Origin of the sequence: Actinomadura fibrosa, assembly GCF_900659615.1 — a bacterium.
In the GTDB taxonomy this organism is placed as follows: Bacteria; Actinomycetota; Actinomycetes; order Streptosporangiales; family Streptosporangiaceae; genus Spirillospora; species Spirillospora fibrosa.
Genome location: NZ_CAACUY010000192.1, coordinates 1 through 17,555, shown reverse-complemented (window position 1 = coordinate 17,555; position 17,555 = coordinate 1). Strand labels below are relative to the sequence as shown.

The window sequence follows — 17,555 nt, the reverse complement described above, 5'->3', positions numbered from 1 at the left end:
CCGGCGGCGGCACCGGCGGCGACCCCGGTCCCGGCGGCGGCCAGCAGGTACTTGTGCCGGGCCGCCAGCATCTGCGGGCTGGCGGCGTGCGCCTGCTCGTCGAACCGGCCGTGGCTGCCGTGGTCGCGTCCGCCCCGGCCGTCGGCGGGCGACCACAGGTTCGCGTCCTGGTCCGAGGGCGCCGGCTGCCCGGTCTGCTGCGAGGAGAACCCGGTCCGCGCCAGGTAGCGGTCGAGGAGCCCGGCGGCGAACTTGTTGGCGATCAGGGTCCCGGCGGTGCTCGCCCCCACCCAGTACTCGCGGCGGCGGGGATGCTCGGCGGCGTACACCAGGGCGGACGCGGCGACCTCGGGCTGGTAGATCGGCGGGACCGGCTGCGCCTTGTGCGGCAGCCGGGTCAGGACCCAGTCGAACTGCGGGGTGTTGACCGCAGGGAGCTGCACCATCGTCACCCGCACCCTGCTGCCCGCGTGCAGCAGCTCGGGCCGCAGCGAGTCGTGGAACCCCTGGATCGCGTGCTTGGCGCCGCAGTATCCGCTCTGCAGCGGGATCCCGCGGTAGGCCAGCGCCGACCCGCACTGGACGACCACGCCCCGGTCGCGGGGCATCATCCGCTTCAGCGCCGCCCTCGTGCCGTTGACGTAGCCGAGGTAGGTGACCTCGGTGGTCCGCCTGAACTCCTCCGGCCCGATCTCCCAGAACGGCGCGAACACCGAGGAGAACGCGACGTTCACCCACGCGTCGATGGGGCCGAGCTCGTCCTCGGCCTTCTGCGCGGCGCGCTCCACCATGGCGTCGTCGGCGACGTCCACGCTGATCGGCAGGGCCCGGCCGCCGGCCGACTCGACCTCGGCGGCCGCGCCCTCCAGGCCCTCCTCGCCCCGGGCGAGCAGCGCGACCGCGGCACCGCGCCGCGCGAACGCCACGGCGGTGGCGCGGCCCACCCCGCCGCTGGCCCCCGTCACCACGACGACGCTGTCCTTGCCGATCCTGTGGCCCATCCCGATCCCTTCCGCTCGACCGTGCCGCACCTTTTGCCCCTGCCCGTTGCCCCCTGCCCGCTCACGGCGGACCGTAACGACCCGCGTCCGGGGCCCGCACCCGCCTCCAACCGATAGGCGGCGCCCTCACCGGACGGCCGGGTCCGTCACTCGGGGGCCTTCTCGCCGTGGTGCGGCAGGAACTCCTGGACCTTGGTCTTCACGCCTTCCTTGATGACCCCCCAGCGGTCCTCGTCGCCCTTCAGCAGCGACCGGGCGGTGTCCTTCATCTGCTCGAAGGTGGCGTGCGGCGGGACCGGCGGGACGTTCGGGTCGACGTGGACGTCCAGCAGCGTCGGCCGGTCCGCCGACAGCGCCGCCTCCCACGCCGGGCCGATCTGGTCGGGCTTGTCCACCACGATGGCGTGCAGGCCCGCGCTCGCGGCGAACGCGGCGTAGTCGCAGTCGGGCAGCGTCTGCGACTGCGGGAACTTCGGCGCGCCCTGCATCGCCCGCATCTCCCACGTGACCTGGTTCAGGTCGTTGTTGTGCAGCACCGCCACCACCAGCCGCGGATCGGCCCACTCCCGCCAGTAGTGCTTCACGGTCAGCAGCTCCGCCAGGCCGTTCATCTGCATCGCGCCGTCGCCCTCGAACACGATCACCGGACGGTCCGGATGCCCGAACTTGGCGCCGATCCCGTACGGCACGCCCGGGCCCATCGTCGCCAGCGTGCCCGAGAGCGACCCCCGCACGTCCCCGCGGAACCGCAGGTTGCGGGCGTACCAGTTCGCCGCCGACCCCGAGTCGGCGGCGATGATCGCGTCGTGCGGCAGCCGCTCGGACAGCTCGTGGAACAGCCGCATCGGGTTCACCGGATCGGCGTCCACCATGGCCTCCATGGCCACGGTCTCCCACCACCGCCCGACATTGGCCTCGATCGTCTCGCGCCAGCCGCGGTCGGCCTTGCGCTCCAGCAGCGGGACCAGCGCCCGCAGCGTCGCGGCGGCGTCGCCGACCAGGTTCACCTCGTAGGGGTAGCGCATCCCGATCTGCTTGGGATCGATGTCGATCTGCACCGCCCGCGCCTGGTCCAGTCCCGGCATGAACTGCGTGTAGGGGAAGCTCGACCCGACCGTGAGCAGCGTGTCGCAGTCGTTCATCATCTCGTAGCTGGGACGCGTGCCCAGCAGCCCGATCGCCCCCGTCACGTACGGCAGCTCGTCCGACAGCACGTCCTTGCCCAGCAGCGCCTTCGCCACCCCCGCGCCCAGCAGGTCGGCCACCTGCCGCAGCTCCGCGGCCGCCCCGCGCGCCCCGGCGCCCGCCAGGATCGCGACCTTGCTCCCCGCGTTCAGGATCTCCGCGGCGCGGCGGACGGCCCCGTCGTCGGGGGAGACCGCCGGCCACTCCACGCCCAGGCTGGACGGCACCATCTTGAACGCGTGGCCCGGAGCCGAGTACTCCAGCTCCTGCACGTCCGCCGGGATGATCACCGCGGTCGGCGCCCGCTCGGCCAGCGCCACCCGGATCGCCCGGTCCAGCACGTTCGGCAGCTGCTCGGGGACCGTGACCATCTGCACGTACGCGCCGGCCACGTCCTTGAACAGCGACAGCATGTCGATCTCCTGCTGGTAGGAGCCGCCCATCGCGCTGCGGTTGGTCTGCCCCACGATCGCCACCACCGGCACGTGGTCCAGCTTGGCGTCGTACAGCCCGTTCAGCAGGTGGATCCCGCCCGGTCCCGACGTCGCCGCGCACACTCCGACCCGCCCGGTGAACTTGGCGTACCCGACGGCCTGGAACGCGCTCATCTCCTCGTGCCGGGACTGGACGAACCTCGGCTCGTCGCCCGCCCGGCCCCACGCGGCCAGCAGGCCGTTGATGCCGTCCCCGGGATAGCCGAACACCTTCTCGACATCCCATTCCCGCAGACGCGCCAGCAGGTAGTCGGCGACGGTGGTCATATCCGGTCTCCCATCCGGTCGGTGGCGGCGGCGACCCTCTTCGCCGAGGCCGGTCACCCGCCTCGTCTACCCGCCGCCGTCCCGCCCTACCGCCGGTCCGGGGGAGAACCATGGTCGGACCGGACGGTCGACCGGGGTGAGCACGCTGCACCCCGCATCCCCTGCGCATGCCCTGCTCCTGGAGACCTCCACCCGCCTCGTCCAGTGACCTCACGCCCCTCCGGGCCGGGCCCGCGGTGCGACACGGCGCACCTACGGCCACCTGCGACAACGGGCCGGTACGGCACCGGGTATCCCCATCCGGTACGTTCTCTGGGGTACTACTAAGGGGTTCAACGCCCGGTGCCATCCGGATTGCCGTGGTTCGTGCTGAGCGGTCCGCGCGACCGCGGCGCCCGCGGCGAACGGTGGTCGGGTCGGCAGGCAGGTCAGGGGGTCAGCGGGTGCGGGTCTACTCCATCCCGATGCGGACGCGGTTCCGCGGTCTCACCCGGCGGGAGGGCGCCCTCGTCCAGGGCCCCGCCGGCTGGGGGGAGTTCTCGCCGTTCGCCGAGTACGGCCCGGCCGAGTCCGCCCGCTGGCTCGCCGCGGCCCGCGAGGCCGCCTACGACGGCTGGCCCGCCCCGCTCCGCGACCGCGTCCCCGTCAACGTCACCATTCCCGCCGTCGCCCCCGACCGCGCCCACGCCATGGTCCGCGAGTCCGGCTGCCGCACCGCCAAGGTCAAGGTCGCCGAGCGCGGCCAGAGCGACGCCGACGACATGGCCCGCGTCGAGGCCGTCCGCGACGCCATCGGCCCCGGCGGCCGCGTCCGCGTCGACGTCAACGGCGGCTGGGACGTCGACCGCGCCGCCCGCATGATCCGGGCCCTGGACCGCTGGGAACTGGAGTACGTCGAGCAGCCCTGCGCCACCCTGGACGAGCTCGGCCTCGTCCGCCGCCGCGTGGACGTCCCCATCGCGGCCGACGAGTCGATCCGCCGCGCCGAGGACCCCCTGAAGGTCCGCGCGGCCGGCGCCGCCGACATCGCGGTCCTCAAAGTGCAGCCCCTCGGCGGCGTGCGGAACGCGCTGCGGGTCGCCGAGGCCTGCGGCCTGCCGGTCGTCGTGTCCAGCGCCGTGGAGACCTCCGTCGGCCTCGCCGCCGGCGTCGCGCTCGCCGCCGCGCTGCCCGACCTGCCCTACGCCTGCGGCCTCGCGACCCTGTCCCTGCTCGACGGCGACGTCGTCCACGACCCGCTCCGGCCCGTCGCCGGCGAGATCCACGTCCGCCGCCCCGTCCCGGACGAGGCCGCGCTGCGCCGCCACGAGATCGCCCCCGACGGCTGGCGGCGCCGCGCCGCGCTCGCCCAGGAGCACCTGGACGGCCCCGCGGTCATCGAGGTGGCCCGGTGAACCCGGCGACCGCCCTCGCGACCGTCCTGGTCGACGAGCTCCTGCGCTGCGGCATGACCGACGCCGTCCTCGCCCCCGGCTCCCGCTCCGCGCCGCTCGCCCTCGCCCTGCACGCCGCCGACCAGGCCGGACGCGTCCGGCTGCACGTCCGCATCGACGAGCGCTCCGCCTCCTTCCTCGGCCTCGGCATGGCCAAGCGCTCCGGCCGCCCCGTCGCGCTGGTCTGCACCTCCGGCACCGCCGCCGCCAACTTCCACCCCGCCGTCATCGAGGCCCACGAGTCCGGCGTCCCGCTCATCGTCCTCACCGCCGACCGGCCGCCCGAACTGCGCGGCACCGGCGCCAACCAGACCATCGACCAGGTCAAGCTGTACGGGACCGCCGCCCGGTGGAGCACCGAGATCGGCGTCCCGGAGAACCGCCCCGGCATGGTCGCCTACTGGCGGTCGCTGATCAGCCGCGCCTGGGGCCTGGCGCAGGCGCCCGTCCCCGGCCCCGTCCACCTCAACGCCGCGTTCCGCGAACCGCTCATCCCCGACGGCGACGACGGCTGGTGCGAACCCCTCGACGGCGACGCCACCGGCGCCTGGACCAAGGTCCGCGCCGCCACCCCCGGCTCGGTCCTGCACGTCCCCCCGACCCGCCGCGGCGTGCTCGTCGTCGGCGACGGCGCCGCCAACGTCAAACGCTACGTCGCCGCCGCGTCCATGGCCGGCTGGCCCGTCCTCGCCGAACCCAACGGCAACGCCCGCTACGGCGACCACGCGCTGTCCTCCCACCACTTCCTGCTGGGCGTGCCCGAGTTCGTGGAGCGGCACCGTCCCGACGTCGTCGTCACCCTCGGCAAACCGGGACTCTCCCGCCCCCTGCTGTCCCTGCTCCGCCGTGCCGAGGAGCACATCGTCCTCGCCCCCGACCTCGCGCACTGGCCCGACCCCGTCCGCTCGGCCACACAGGTCGCGCCCGAGGTCGAGATCCCCGTCGTCTCCGGCGACGACGGCTGGCTGAAGTCCTGGCGCGCCGCCGACCTCGCCGCCGCGGCCGCCGTGGACCAGGTCCTCGACGCCGTCCCCGACGTCACCGAACCCCGCCTGGCCCGCGACCTCGTCGCCGCCCTGCCCGGCGGATCGCTGCTGTTCTCGGCGGCGAGCATGCCCATCCGCGACCTGGACCAGGTCATGCGCCCCCGCCGCGGCATCCGGATCATGGCCAACCGCGGCGCCAGCGGCATCGACGGCCTGGTCTCCGCCGCGATCGGCGCGGCCCTGGTGCACAGCGGCCGCTCCTACGCCCTGCTCGGCGACCTCGCCTTCCTGCACGACCAGAACGGCCTGATCCTCGGCCCGCACGACCGCCGCCCCGACCTCGCGATCATCGTGGTCAACAACCGCGGCGGCGGTATCTTCTCGCTGCTCCCGCAGGCGGCCCTGCACGGCCCCTTCGAGCGCGTCTTCGGCACCCCCCACCAGGTCGACCTGGAGTCCGTCGCGGCCGCCAACGGCATCCCGTACCGCCGCCTGGACGCCGCCGCCGACCTGCCCAAGGCCATCGCGGGGGAGGGCCTCCGCATCATCGAGGCCCGCACCGACCGCGACCAGAACGCCGTCCTGCACGCCGAGATGCGCAAGGCCGCCCACGCCGCCGTCCGCGCCCTCCTCACCCACTGACGGTCAAAACGCCCATAGCCGGACAAGAGTTGTAGTTACCAAATTACTGCGTAAAGGCGCCGGGCGTGATGCAGTCACCACATACCGTGACGGAGCGAACTGCGAGAGCGGCATACCGAGCCCGAGCCGACGTGATCAGCCGGAGTATGCGACTCACCCCGTGTTCGGCCGCGAGTGGGGGTGTCCGCAGGCAGGCCAGGATCGTCCGACCACGCGCGATGCGACCGGCCAGGGACTGGTCGGCGCGAGTTGGCCCGGACAGCGCGGGGGATGGGGTCGGCTGAGCGGGTGGACGTCAGTGAGGCCAGCGACCCGGTGGGGCGGACGAGACCCGCGAGGTCAGCTGAGGAGGCGGTCGCGGAGGGCGGCGGTGTCCTCGTCGGTCCAGCCGTTGCCGGCGAGCCACGCCAGCGGACCGCCGAACTGCTCGTCCACCCGCGCGAGGAACTTCTCCATGGTCGCGGGCTGGGGACGGTGGGTGTCGGCCGGACGGGAGTCGAGGTCGGCGGCGTAGGTGTCGCTGGCGCGCAGGCGGCGCAGGATGGCCTCCAGCCGGTCGCCGCTCTGGGCGTAGTCGGCGACGATGGCCTCGCGGGTGACGTCGGCGACCTCCAGGGCGAGCGCGCACACGACGCCGGTCCGGTCCTTGCCGGCGGCGCAGTGGACCAGGGCGGACCCGTCGGTGCGGGCCATCACCCGCAGCGCGGCCACGATCGAGTCGGCCCGGTCGTCGAGATATCCCAGGTAGTGACCGATGGAACGGTCCTGCTCGGGGCCGTCGGCGGACTGGCCCTGCCAGGGGAGGGCCTTGTCGACGTCGGCGGTGACGTCGGCGGTGACGTCGGTGTGGCGGCCGCCCTCGGCGAACAGGGAGAGCCGGTGGACGGTCACGGAGGGGACACGGGTCAGGGGCCCGGGCCCCTCAAGGCGGACCTCGGCGTCGCTGCGCAGGTCGATGACGTTCTTGAGCCCGTACTCGTCGAGGAGGAGGCGGGTGTCGGCGACCGTGAGGTCTTGCAGGTTGTCCGAGCGCAGCACCCGTCCCCATCGTGTCGTGCGGCCGTCGGCCGTGGGAAGGCCGCCGAGGTCGCGGACGTTGGCCGCGCCGGCCAGGTCGATCCACCGAGTGCGTTCGCTCATGACTTGTGAGCCTATATGGCGGACATGAACGTTCTTTTCCTCAGGGTCCCTGTCTGTCCTTGTTGGTGAAGGTTGCGAAAGGGAGGCGGGTCCGATCGGCGGGTGAGGCCGTCCAGAGCGCGGTCGCCCGGTGGAGGGACCCGGAACCGCGGCGACCGGGACCTGCGAGCCAGACGGGGGTTGGCCCCGCAGCGTGGCGACCGTCCGATGGCCGGCTCCATAGCTTCGGAGTGGCCGCTCGGCCACCTCGCCCGCTCACGGTTGGAGCCCGCATGCCCGCGATCCTCGACGTGCCGCCCGCCTCGCCCGACGCCGGTCCTCCCGGTCCCGCCGGTCCTCGGCCGTCCGGCGGGGAGGCCGGGAGCGAGTTCACGCCGCTGGCGCGGGAGGTGCGGGCGAGCGGGCTGCTGGAGCGGCGGACCGGCTACTACGCGCGGGCCATCGGGCTCAACCTCGCCGGGACGGCGGCGGTGTGGGCCGCGGTCGGCGTGCTGGGCGCCTCGTGGTGGGCGGTGCTGCTGGGCGTCCCGCTGGCGGTGCTGGCGGCGCGGACGGCGTTCCTCGGGCACGACGCCGGGCACCGGCAGATCGCCCGCTCGGCGCGGGCGAACCGGCTGCTGGGGCTCGTGCTGGGGAATCTGATGCTCGGCATGGGGCACGGATGGTGGAATGACAAGCACAACCGCCACCACGCGAACCCCAACCACGTCGGCAAGGACCCCGACGTGGGGGAGGGCGTGCTGTCGTGGACGCGCGAGCAGGCAGCAGGGAAGCGCGGCCCGCTGCGGTGGGTGGCGCGGCACCAGGCGTGGCTGTTCTTCCCGCTGCTGACGCTGGAGGGCCTGAACCTGAAGGTCAACAGCGCGCTGTACCTGCGGGGGCGGCCGCGCCGTGACCGGCTCGTGGAGGGCGGCCTGCTGGCGCTGCACGCGGTGGGCGTCCTGGCGCTGGCGTTCGCGCTGCTGTCGCCGGGCAAGGCGGTGGCGCTGCTGCTGGTGCAGCACGCGGTGTTCGGCGTCCACCTGGGGAGCGTGTTCGCGCCGAACCACAAGGGCATGGCGATGCCGGAGCCGGGGGAGCGGTGGGGGCACCTGCGCCGCCAGGTCCTGACGTCGCGGAACGTGCGGGGCGGCGCGGTGACCGACTGGTTCATGGGCGGACTGAACTACCAGGTGGAGCACCACCTGTTCCCGAACGCGCCGCGGTGCAACCTGCGCCGGGTGCGGCCGCTGGTGCGGCGCCACTGCGCGGCGCTGGGGCTGCCGTACACGGAGACGGGCCTGGTGGAGTCGTACCGTCTGGCGCTGCGGCACATGGACGAGGTGGGGGCGCCGCCGCGGGACTGACCGGGTCCAGGGCCGAGCGGGTCCGGGGCGGGGCGTGATCGGCCTATGCTGGCGGGGTCATGCCTGAAGGTCACACGATCCATCGCCTGGCCGCCGAGCACCAGCGGGTGTTCGGCGGCCGTTCCGTTGCCGCCGCAAGCCCGCAGGGCCGTTTCGCCGAGGGGGCGCGCGTCCTGGACGGGCGGGTGCTGGAGCACGCCGACGCGCACGGCAAGCACCTGCTTCTGGGATTCGAGGACGAGCGGGTCCTGCACGTCCATCTCGGGATCTACGGCAAGTACCAGTTCGGGCCGGTCCCGGCGCCGGAGCCGGTGGGCCTGGTGCGGCTGCGCCTGGAGGGCCCGGACGGGTACGCCGACCTGCGCGGCCCGAACGCGTGCGAGCTGCTGGAGCCCGGGGAGGTGAAGCGGCTGCGGGACCGGCTGGGCCCCGACCCGCTGCGCGCGGACGGCGATCCGGACGTGGCGTGGCGGCGGATCTCGCGGACGCGGACGCCGATCGCGGTGCTGCTGATGGACCAGTCGGTCGTCGCCGGGCCCGGGAACATCTACCGCGCGGAGGTCCTGTACCGGCAGGGGATCGACCCGCGGCTGCCCGGGCTCCGCCTGGCCCCGGAGCAGTGGCGGGCGATCTGGGACGACCTGGTGCTGCTGATGGCCGAGGGCGTGCGGGTCGGCCGCATCGACACGGTGCGGCCCGAGCACACGCCGGAGGCCATGGGCCGTCCGCCGCGCGTCGACGACCACGGCGGCGAGGTGTACGTGTACCGGCGCGCCGGGCAGCCGTGCCTGGTGTGCGGGACCGAGGTGCGGACCGTGGAGGTCGCGGGACGGAACCTGTTCTGGTGCCCCACCTGCCAGCCTCCCGCCGTCTGACCCGCCGCCTGACCTGCCTCGCCTGACCCCGGGGTTGGGCCACCTCGCCTGCCCGCCCTTTGATCCGCCGGTGCTTTGCCGGTCGTCGGGGTCAGCTGCGGGGGCGGGTGCCGGGGTGACCGGTGCTGCCGGGTGCCTGCGCGCCGGGGTCCGCGGGCGTCGCGTCCCCAATGGTGGACGGCCGACCGCCTGCGGGTGCCGTGATCCCGGCGCCTGACGGGTGGTCCGAGGGAGTTCCCGTCTTGGACACGTCCGAGACGGGGGTGCGGGCCGCTTGGCGGGCGGCGCGGCGCGTGCGCAGGGTCCGGGCGAGCGGTTCGGTGCCTCGGGCGAGCAGGGGGCCGGTGACGGCGAGGATGAGGACGTAGGCGGCGGCGAGCGGGCCGAGGCGCGCGTTGGTGCCGGCGTCGACGGCGAGGCCGGCGATGACGATGTTGAACTCGCCGCGGGGGACGAGCGCGGCGCCGGCGCGGAGGCGGCCGGTGGGGGCGATGCCGGCGCGGCGCGCGGCGAGCCAGCCGGTCGCGAGCTTGGTGGCGATCCCGGCGGCGGCGAGGAGCGCGGCCACCGCGAGGACGGGCGGGAGGTCGGCGGGGTCGGTCCGGAGGCCGAAGAAGACGAAGAAGACGGCGGCGAAGAGGTCGCGGAGCGGGGCGAGGAGCTTCTGTGCGGTGTGCGCGAGGCTGCCGGACAGGGCGATGCCGACGAGGAAGGCGCCGACGGCCGCGGACACCTGGAGCTGCTGGGCGACGCCGGCGACGAGGAGGGTGAGGCCGAGGACTTTGAGGAGGAGCACCTCCTCGCTGGGGCTGGCGACGAACCGCTCGACGAGGGCGCCGTGGCGAAGGGCGATGAGCAGGATGACGGTGATGGTCGCGGCCGCGACGGCGAGCGCGACGGCGCCGCCGAGCAGCCCGGCGCCCGCGAGGAGGGTGGTGAGGATGGGCAGGTAGGCGGCCATGGCCAGGTCCTCGAACACCAGGACCGACAGGACCGCCGGGGTCTCGCGGTTGCCGAGCCAGCCGAGGTCGCCGATGACCTTGGCGGTGATGCCGGACGAGGTGACGTAGGTGATGCCGCCCATGGCGATCGCGGCGACGGGTCCCCAGCCGAGGAGGAGGGCGGCGGCGACGCCCGGCGCGGCGTTGAGGACGAGGTCGGCCAGGCCGACGGGCGCGGAGGTGCGGAGCGTGCCGACGAGTTCGTCGGCGGTGTACTCCAGGCCGAGGGTGAACAGCAGCAAAATGACGCCGACCTCGGCGCCGGTGGAGACGAAGTCCTCGCTGGTGGTGAGCGGGTAGACGCCGCCGGCGCCGAAGGCGAGCCCGGCGATCAGGTAGAGCGGGATGGGGGAGACCGAGAAGCGGACGGCCGTGGCGCCGAGCAGGCCGAGGGCGAGGATGATGGCGCCGAGTTCGATGAGCTGGAGGGTGGAGTGCATGCGGTCAGCCGCTGCTCAGGATCCGCGCGACCGCGGCGGTGCCCTCGCCGGTGCCGACGGCCACGACGATGTCGCCGACGGCGAACACGAAGTCGGGGCGGGGGCTGGCGATGACCTGCCGGTCGCGGACGACCGCGACGATGGAGGCGCCGGTGCGGGTGCGGGCCTGGGTGTCGCCGAGGGTGCGCCCGGCGAAGGGGGAGCCGGGGGCGATCGGGAGCTGCTCGGTGACGAGGCCCTCGACCTGGCGGTGCAGCTCGGCGAGGCGCTCCACGACGCGGCCGGTGCCGAGGAGCTCGGCGATCGCGTTGGCCTCCTCGGCGGTGAGCGGCAGGGTGACGGCGCAGCTGTCGGGGTCCTCGCGGTCGTAGACGACGATGTCGCGGCGCCCGCTGCGGTGGGAGATGACGCCGATCTGGCGGCCGCGTTCGGTGGTCAGTACGTGCTGCAGGCCGATGCCGGGCAGCGCGGTCCGCTCGACGTCCACGATCGTGTGCCCTCCGTGCTCGATGTGCGAGGTGATGCCGTCGGTACCGGCCCGGAGGCGGGGGTGCCGCCGCACCGGACACGGACTGTCATGATCGCAGATCATTTGTGGTGGATCGTCCCTTTAGTGCCGGGCCGCCGGGGGACAGGGGCGGCGATAGGGTTCCCGGACGGGCCGGCGCGACGTGCGGCGCGGGCCGCACGTCCAGGGGACCGGGTGATCGGGGGGCCATGCCGGGGGACGCCGACGTCCACTTCGTCACGCGCACGCTGCTGGAGCTGTTCCGCGCCGGGCGCCTGCCGCGGGTCCGCTCGGTGGAGGCGGAGCCGGGCCACGGGTACATGGCCGCGATCACCTACCGGGACGGGTCGGTCCGCGTCACTCGGGGCAGCGACACCGGGATCAACGCGGCGTCCGCGCACGCCGCCGCCCTCAACAAGATCGACACCAGGTGGCTGCTGGGCCGCGCGGGGGTGCGGTGCCCCGAGGGGACCGGGTTCCGCCTCGCCGGACGCGGGAACCCGTTCGCGGCCGCCCGGCGCGGCTCCGCCCTGGACGCCGCCGCGGCGGTCGCCCGGGTGATCGCCTACGTCCGGGACGGGCCCGGGTTCCCGGTCGTGCTGAAACCGGCCGAAGGGCAGCGCGGCATCGGCGTGTGGCGGTGCGACACCGAGGAGGACGTCGAGCGCACCGTCGGCCGGTACGGGCGCGACGGCATCACCGCGTTCCTGGTCGAGGAGTTCGTCGACCTCCCCGACCACCGCCTCGTCGTCCTGGACGGGACGCTGGTGTACGCGACGCTGCGGTTCCCGCTGGCCGTCACCGGCGACGGGCGGCGCTCGCTGCGCGACCTGCTCGCAGCCCGCGACGGGGAACTGCGCGCGGCGGGCATGCGCCCCCGGGCGGAGGTGTACGGGGAGCAGATGGAGGCGAGGCTGCGCCGGGAGGGACGGGCGTTCACCGACGTCCCGGCGGCGGGCGAGACCGTCCGGCTCATCGACATCTCGAACCTGCCGACGGGCTCGGACCAGCGCGACGTCACCGCCGCCACCGCGCCCGCCTGGGCCGACCTGGCGACGGCCGCGTCCCGCTACGCCGGCCTGCGGTTCGCCGGCGTGGACCTGGCCTGCGCGGACCTCTCGGCGCCGCCGGGCCCCTCCGAGCGGTACGCGGTGTACGAGCTGAACTCCACACCGGTCCTGGAGGGCTACAGCACGATGGGCCCGCGCCAGGCGCGGGTCGTCGACGACCTCTACGCCCGGATCTTCAACGAACCCGGCCACCCGTCCGCCTGAGCCCCTGGACGGCGGAAGGCCGCGCCGCCCACGGCGGCGCGGCCCCGTCCGCGCGGTGTCAGGTCACTTCTTCGGGCACTTGCCCTTCAGGATCGACACCTTGTTCGGCATGCTGTGCCCGTACTTCGCGCTGCTCTTCTTCTTGGCGGTGGCGTTGTGGCACTCGACCGTGAACTTGCCGCCGTCGGTGATGAACTGCAACTCGATGCCGCGCGTCTGGTTGCAGTGGTTGTTGTAGTACACCTTGGTGGAGACGTTGCCGTCGCCCCACGAAATGTTGATCTTCTTGCCCTTGGGCGTCGTGCACTTCGCGGACTTGCTGTGCTTCGCCTGGACCGTGACCGTCCCGGCCGGCGCGGTGTCGGCCGAGGCGACGGCGGGAGCGGCGAGCGCGGTCAGGGCGATGCCCGTCCCGAGCACGACGGGCGCGATCTTCCTGTGGTTCATGTTTCCCCCCTGGTCGGTTGATGGACGAGAGCATGCGTCCGCAACCCTAGGAAGCCGCTCAGCACCCCCTCTAGGGCGCAAGGGACCAACTCCCATTAGCCCCAGAGCACTACTGACACCTCGGCGCCGCCCAGGGAAAAGAGGCGGGACGACACGCTCGGCGCCTCTCGTCGAAGCGGCCTCGCCGCGCGTCAGGGGAGGTAGCGGGCGGCGAGGGCGCGGGCGGTGTCGGCCATCATCGCGCGCAGCTCCGGCGGATCCAGGACCTCGACGTCCGCGCCGAACTTGAGGAACTCCACGTGCGCGTGCCGCTGGGACTCCACCGGCATCGTCACCCGCGTCCAGCCGTCCTCGCCGGGAGGCCCGGCGGTGGCGGCGGCGCGCGCCATCACCGGCGGCAGGAGGAAACGGGAGCGGCGCAGGCCCTCCGGGGACAGCCGGACGGTGGCCTGCTCCCGGTAGGAGTCGGCCTCGAACCGTTCGGCGTAGTCGTCCCAGAACGCGGCCAGGTCGAACCCGGCGGGCCGCTCGAACCGCTCGGGACGCGGCCGCAGCTCCAGCACCCGCGACACCCGGTACGTGCGCGGCGCCCCGCCCGCCGCCTCCTCCGACACCTCGGACGGCCGGGCGATCAGATACCAGGAGCCCGCTTTCAGGACCATCCCCAGCGGGTCGAGGACCCGCGTGACCTGCTGCGGGCGCTGCCAGCGGCGGTACAGGACCTCGACGCGCTGCTGGTTCCACACCGCGTCGGCGATCGCGTGCAGGTGCGGGACGTCGTCGGGTTCGCGGAACCAGCCGGGGGCGTCCAGGTGGAACCGCTCGCGGATCCGCGCCGCCCGCGACCGCAGGTCCGGCGGCAGCGCCGCCATCAGCTTCAGCTCCGCCGCCGCGACCACGTTCCCGAGCCCGAGCTCGGACGCCGGACCGGGCATCCCCGACAGGAACAGCGACTCCGCCTCCCCGGCGGTCAGGCCCGTCAGCCGCGTCCGGTACCCCTCCACGAGCCGGTACCCGCCGTCGGGGCCGCGGTCGGCGTAGACCGGGACGCCCGCGGCGCTCAGCGACTCGACGTCCCGGTACACGGTGCGGACCGACACCTCCAGCTCCGCGGCGAGCTCGCGCGCGGTCATCCCGCCCCGGGTCTGGAGCAGGAGCAGCAGCGACAGCAACCGGCTCGCGCGCATCGGCCCGGTCCGACCGGCCCCAGCGGGACCGGGTCAGCCCTCCAGGGCCTGGCGCATCGCGCCGAACTTGGCCTGCGCCTCGGCGAACTCGGCCGCGGGGTCGGAGTCGGCGACGATGCCGCACCCGGCGAACAGCCGCGCCCGCGTCCCGTCGATCTCCGCGCAGCGCAGCGCGATGCCCCACTCGCCGTCGCCGCGGGCGTCGACCCAGCCGACCGGCCCGGCGTAGCGGCCGCGGTCCATGCCCTCCAGCTCGCGGATCAGGTCCATCGCGGTGTCGGTCGGCGTCCCGCACACCGCGGGCGTCGGGTGCAGCGCGGCGACCACGTCCAGCACGGACCGGTCGCGGTCGAGGCGGCCCCGCACCGGCGACGCCAGATGGATCAGGTTCGGCAGCGTCAGCAGCTCCGGGACGTCCGGGACGTCCAGCCGCGAGCACAGCGGAGCCAGCGCGTCGCGGACCATCCGGGCGGCGTACCCGTGCTCCTGGCGGTCCTTGGCGGAGCCGAACAGCCGCGCCGCGCGCTCGGCGTCGTCGCGGGCGTCGGTGCCGCGCTCGGTCGTGCCCGCCAGGACCAGCGACTCGACGTCGCCGCCGGTGCGGCGGATCAGCAGCTCGGGGGTCGCGCCGACCAGCCCCGCGCAGGAGAAGGCGTAGCAGCCGGGGAACCGGTCGGCGAGGCGCCGCAGCAGCACCCGCGCGTCGATCGGCTCGGCCGCCCGGACGTGCAGGTCCCGCGCCAGGACGACCTTGCCGAGGCGCCCCTCCCGGATCCGCTCCACGGCGGCGGCGACCGCGCCCCGCCACGCCTGCGGCGTCAGGGCGCCGCCGCTCCACGACAGCGCCGACGGCGGCACCGGCGGGCGCACCAGCGCCAGCGGGTCCGGATCCTCGCCTATCGTGGTGAGCCAGGCCCGCCCGCCGCGGCGCCCCAGCACCTGCCGCGGCACGATCAGCACCGACTCCGGCGACTTCGGGTCGAACCCGAACCCGCCGAACGCCACCGGCCCCGACCCCGGCACCCCCACCGGGTCGTCGACGCCGGCGGCGCCGAACAGCTCGCCGAGCAGGCGCGCCGCCTCCGCGAACCGGTCCTCGCCGCCGGGCAGCGTCACCCGCGCCGCCTCGCCCCAGCCGACGATGCCCTCGCCGTGCCGGACCCACGCCAGCGCGGACGGGTGCGGAAGCCTCGAGATGAGGTCACCCGGATCGGGGACCTCGACGGTGCGGACGGACAGGCGGTCCGGTGCGGTCGCGGCGAGCTTCACGCAAGCCACTGTACGGGAGAATTGAACCCGTTCAAACAGGCGGGGCGTCCGCGTCCGCTGAGGCGTGCACCACACCCCGCCGCCCCCGTCCGTCCCCGTCCACCCGCGCCCGTCCACCCGCGTCCGCCGGCGTTCGCCCCGGTCCGGCTCCGGCCGGCGCCCGGGCCTGCATGCCCGCTTCCGCCGCCCCTCATGCCCCCGCCGGACGGCGCACCGGCCGGCAGGGGCACGACCAGGCGATCCACCCGGAAATCGGTCGGCGGACCCGCCCGCGGGACCGGTCAGGCGGAGCGGCCGCGGGACGCGCCCGTCAGCCGCCACGCCGCCGGAAGCAGGCCCGCGGCCAGCAGCACCTTCAGCGCGTCGCCCGCCAGGAACGGCGTCACGCCGAGGTGGAGCGCCCGGTCCAGCCCCACGTGCAGCGACGCCATCAGGTAGGGGACGCCCGCCGCGTACATGATCGCCGTCCCGGCCAGCATCGTGCCGACCGTCCGCGCCGGCGTCCGGTCACCGCCCCGCTCGGCGAGCCGCCCCACCACGGCCGCCGCCGCCACGAAACCGATCGTGTACCCGAGCGTGGGCATGCCCGTCCCGGACCCGCCGTCCGCGAACCACGGCACCCCCGCCATCCCCGCGAGCAGGTAGACCAGCATGCCGAGGCCCCCGCGGGCCCAGCCGAGCGCGGCCCCCGCCAGCAGCACCGCGAACGGCTGCGCCGACACCGGCACCGGCGTCCCCGGCAGCGGGACCGCGATCTGCGCGGCGACGCCGACGAAGGCGGCCGCGCCCGCCACCAGGGCGGCGTCACGGGCGAGCGAACCGGGCAGCAGATCGCCCAGGACGGCGGGACGCCGCTGGGCCGCGTGAGCAGTGACCACTGAAATCCTCCCGAAAACGTGTTGTCAGCCGAAACCTAGCGAATCGGCCTTCCGGAAAGGACGGCGCGGTCGACAGAAACCACCCCCACCACTTTGTTCGCTTTCTGACCTGGCCTGTCTCACGCTTGAACGAGGGACGAGGCGGCCCTGAAGCCGCGGACGAAGTCGTCCTGGGCGCGCCCGTCAGACCCTCAGCGCGCCGTCAGACCCTCGGTCCGCCACGGGAACCGGAGCCGGGATCGGGGCCGGGAAAGGGAGTGCGCGCCAGGTACACCACATCGGGTTCGCCGCGCGGGACGGGCACCGCCAGCGCCCGCACGTCCGCGAACCTCCCGCGCAGCAGCGCCTCGAACGCCGGGGCCGCGCCCGCGCTCCACACCGCCAGCACCCCGCCCGCCGCCAGCAGCCGCGCCAGCGCGTCCAGCCCGGACGGCCCGTATAGGCGGGCGTTGCCTGGCGTCACCGTCCAGTCGGGCCCGTTGTCGATGTCCAGGCACAGCGCGTCGAACGCCCCCGCTTCCGCGGCGGCGATGTGGTCCAGCAGGTCGGCGCACTCCACGGCGACGCGCGGATCGTCCAGGCCGCCCTCGGACCAGGGCCGCAGCACCGACCCGTGCCAGCCCACCACGGCCGGTTCGCGCTCCACGACCGTGACGTGCGCCACCTCCGGCGACCGCAGCGCCTCCGCCAGCGAGAACCCGACGCCGAGACCGCCGATCAGCAGCCGCACCGGACTCGCCGCGCCCTCCAGCGCGGCCTCCAGCGCGGCGCGGATCAGCAGCCGCTCGGACTCGCCGTTGCGGGTGTCCATCAGGAACACCCCGTTACTGATGATCTCGTAGTCGGCGCCCGCCCGGCGCAGCACCAGCTCGCCGCCCACCCCGCGGGCGCGCTCCACCACCACCGGCTCCCCGGTCACCCCCGGTCCCGTTCCCATCCGCCCGACCTTAACGGCAGCGGACGGGCGGTGGGGTCTGGGCGGCAGGGCGGCCGTCGGCTACCGTGCCGGGCATGCCCGAGCCCCACACCCCCGGCCCGCTGCTGCCCGGACGCCGCGTCCTGGTCGTCGGAGCCGGCACGCGGCCCAGCGACGACCCCGGCGCGCCCGTCGGCAACGGCCGCGCCATCGCCGTCACCGCCGCCCGCGAGGGCGCCCGCGTCGCCTGCGCCGACCGCGACGAG

15 protein-coding genes are annotated in these 17,555 nt (G+C 74.6%); 5 read left to right on the top strand and 10 right to left on the bottom strand.

The annotated features are described in order from the left end of the window. Both E1300_RS37460 and E1300_RS37455 read right to left on the bottom strand, forming a co-directional pair. On the bottom strand, window positions 1-1,001 hold a 1,001-nt coding region (locus E1300_RS37460), incomplete at its 3' end, for an SDR family oxidoreductase (protein WP_131761867.1). 146 nt (window positions 1,002-1,147) lie between these two features. Next, window positions 1,148-2,947, bottom strand: a complete 1,800-nt coding sequence (locus E1300_RS37455) for a thiamine pyrophosphate-requiring protein (RefSeq protein WP_131761866.1) — start codon at window positions 2,945-2,947, stop codon at window positions 1,148-1,150. A 443-nt stretch (window positions 2,948-3,390) separates the two neighbouring features. Here E1300_RS37455 and E1300_RS37450 point away from each other — a divergent pair, with 443 nt between their 5' ends. Beyond that, window positions 3,391-4,341 carry an o-succinylbenzoate synthase gene (locus tag E1300_RS37450; RefSeq protein WP_278045416.1) on the top strand — a complete coding sequence of 317 codons (951 nt, stop codon included), beginning with the start codon at window positions 3,391-3,393 and terminating at the stop codon, window positions 4,339-4,341. Next, a complete protein-coding gene (gene menD / locus E1300_RS37445) occupies window positions 4,338-6,008 on the top strand; it encodes a 2-succinyl-5-enolpyruvyl-6-hydroxy-3-cyclohexene-1-carboxylic-acid synthase (protein ID WP_131761864.1) in 1,671 nt (556 codons plus the stop codon). Before E1300_RS37450 ends, menD begins: the two co-directional genes overlap by 4 nt. 339 nt (window positions 6,009-6,347) lie before the next feature. Here menD and E1300_RS37440 read toward each other — a convergent pair whose 3' ends face one another. Next, window positions 6,348-7,148: a tyrosine-protein phosphatase gene (locus E1300_RS37440; RefSeq protein ID WP_131761863.1), complete on the bottom strand. Its 801-nt coding sequence runs from the start codon at window positions 7,146-7,148 to the stop codon at window positions 6,348-6,350. A 272-nt stretch (window positions 7,149-7,420) separates the two neighbouring features. Between E1300_RS37440 and E1300_RS37435 the strand changes: the two genes are divergently transcribed. Both E1300_RS37435 and E1300_RS37430 read left to right on the top strand, forming a co-directional pair. After that, window positions 7,421-8,494, top strand: coding sequence for a fatty acid desaturase family protein (locus E1300_RS37435; protein WP_131761862.1), 1,074 nt, complete (start codon window positions 7,421-7,423; stop codon window positions 8,492-8,494). A 59-nt stretch (window positions 8,495-8,553) separates the two neighbouring features. Beyond that, complete coding sequence (locus tag E1300_RS37430; protein ID WP_131761861.1) at window positions 8,554-9,369, top strand: Fpg/Nei family DNA glycosylase; 816 nt, start codon at window positions 8,554-8,556, stop codon at window positions 9,367-9,369. 91 nt (window positions 9,370-9,460) lie between these two features. On the opposite strand, the gene E1300_RS37425 is transcribed toward E1300_RS37430, so the two are convergent. Together E1300_RS37425 and E1300_RS37420 are read right to left on the bottom strand one after the other, a co-directional pair. After that, the gene (locus E1300_RS37425) at window positions 9,461-10,810 is read right to left on the bottom strand and encodes a cation:proton antiporter (protein WP_131761860.1); all 1,350 of its coding nucleotides are present in this window, start codon (window positions 10,808-10,810) and stop codon (window positions 9,461-9,463) included. Between the two features lie 4 nt (window positions 10,811-10,814). Beyond that, window positions 10,815-11,372 (bottom strand): cation:proton antiporter regulatory subunit, encoded by a 558-nt coding sequence (locus tag E1300_RS37420; RefSeq protein ID WP_442316428.1) that lies wholly within the window; start codon window positions 11,370-11,372, stop codon window positions 10,815-10,817. 155 nt (window positions 11,373-11,527) lie between these two features. Here E1300_RS37420 and E1300_RS37415 point away from each other — a divergent pair, with 155 nt between their 5' ends. Further along, complete coding sequence (locus E1300_RS37415; protein WP_131761859.1) at window positions 11,528-12,592, top strand: hypothetical protein; 1,065 nt, start codon at window positions 11,528-11,530, stop codon at window positions 12,590-12,592. 63 nt (window positions 12,593-12,655) lie between these two features. Here E1300_RS37415 and E1300_RS37410 read toward each other — a convergent pair whose 3' ends face one another. The 5 genes from E1300_RS37410 to E1300_RS37390 all read right to left on the bottom strand — a co-directional run bounded on the left by E1300_RS37410 (window position 12,656) and on the right by E1300_RS37390 (window position 17,310). Further along, complete coding sequence (locus E1300_RS37410; protein WP_131761858.1) at window positions 12,656-13,039, bottom strand: hypothetical protein; 384 nt, start codon at window positions 13,037-13,039, stop codon at window positions 12,656-12,658. 191 nt (window positions 13,040-13,230) lie between these two features. Continuing rightward, a complete protein-coding gene (locus tag E1300_RS37405) occupies window positions 13,231-14,226 on the bottom strand; it encodes a helix-turn-helix transcriptional regulator (protein WP_131761857.1) in 996 nt (331 codons plus the stop codon). Between the two features lie 33 nt (window positions 14,227-14,259). Continuing rightward, window positions 14,260-15,495, bottom strand: a complete 1,236-nt coding sequence (locus E1300_RS37400; protein WP_131761856.1) for an isochorismate synthase — start codon at window positions 15,493-15,495, stop codon at window positions 14,260-14,262. 281 nt (window positions 15,496-15,776) lie between these two features. Further along, window positions 15,777-16,373, bottom strand: coding sequence for a biotin transporter BioY (locus E1300_RS37395; RefSeq protein WP_131761855.1), 597 nt, complete (start codon window positions 16,371-16,373; stop codon window positions 15,777-15,779). Window positions 16,374-16,575: 202 nt separating this feature from the next. Continuing rightward, window positions 16,576-17,310 carry a spermine/spermidine synthase domain-containing protein gene (locus E1300_RS37390; RefSeq protein ID WP_131761854.1) on the bottom strand — a complete coding sequence of 245 codons (735 nt, stop codon included), beginning with the start codon at window positions 17,308-17,310 and terminating at the stop codon, window positions 16,576-16,578. Between the last annotated feature and the right edge of the window lie 245 nt (window positions 17,311-17,555).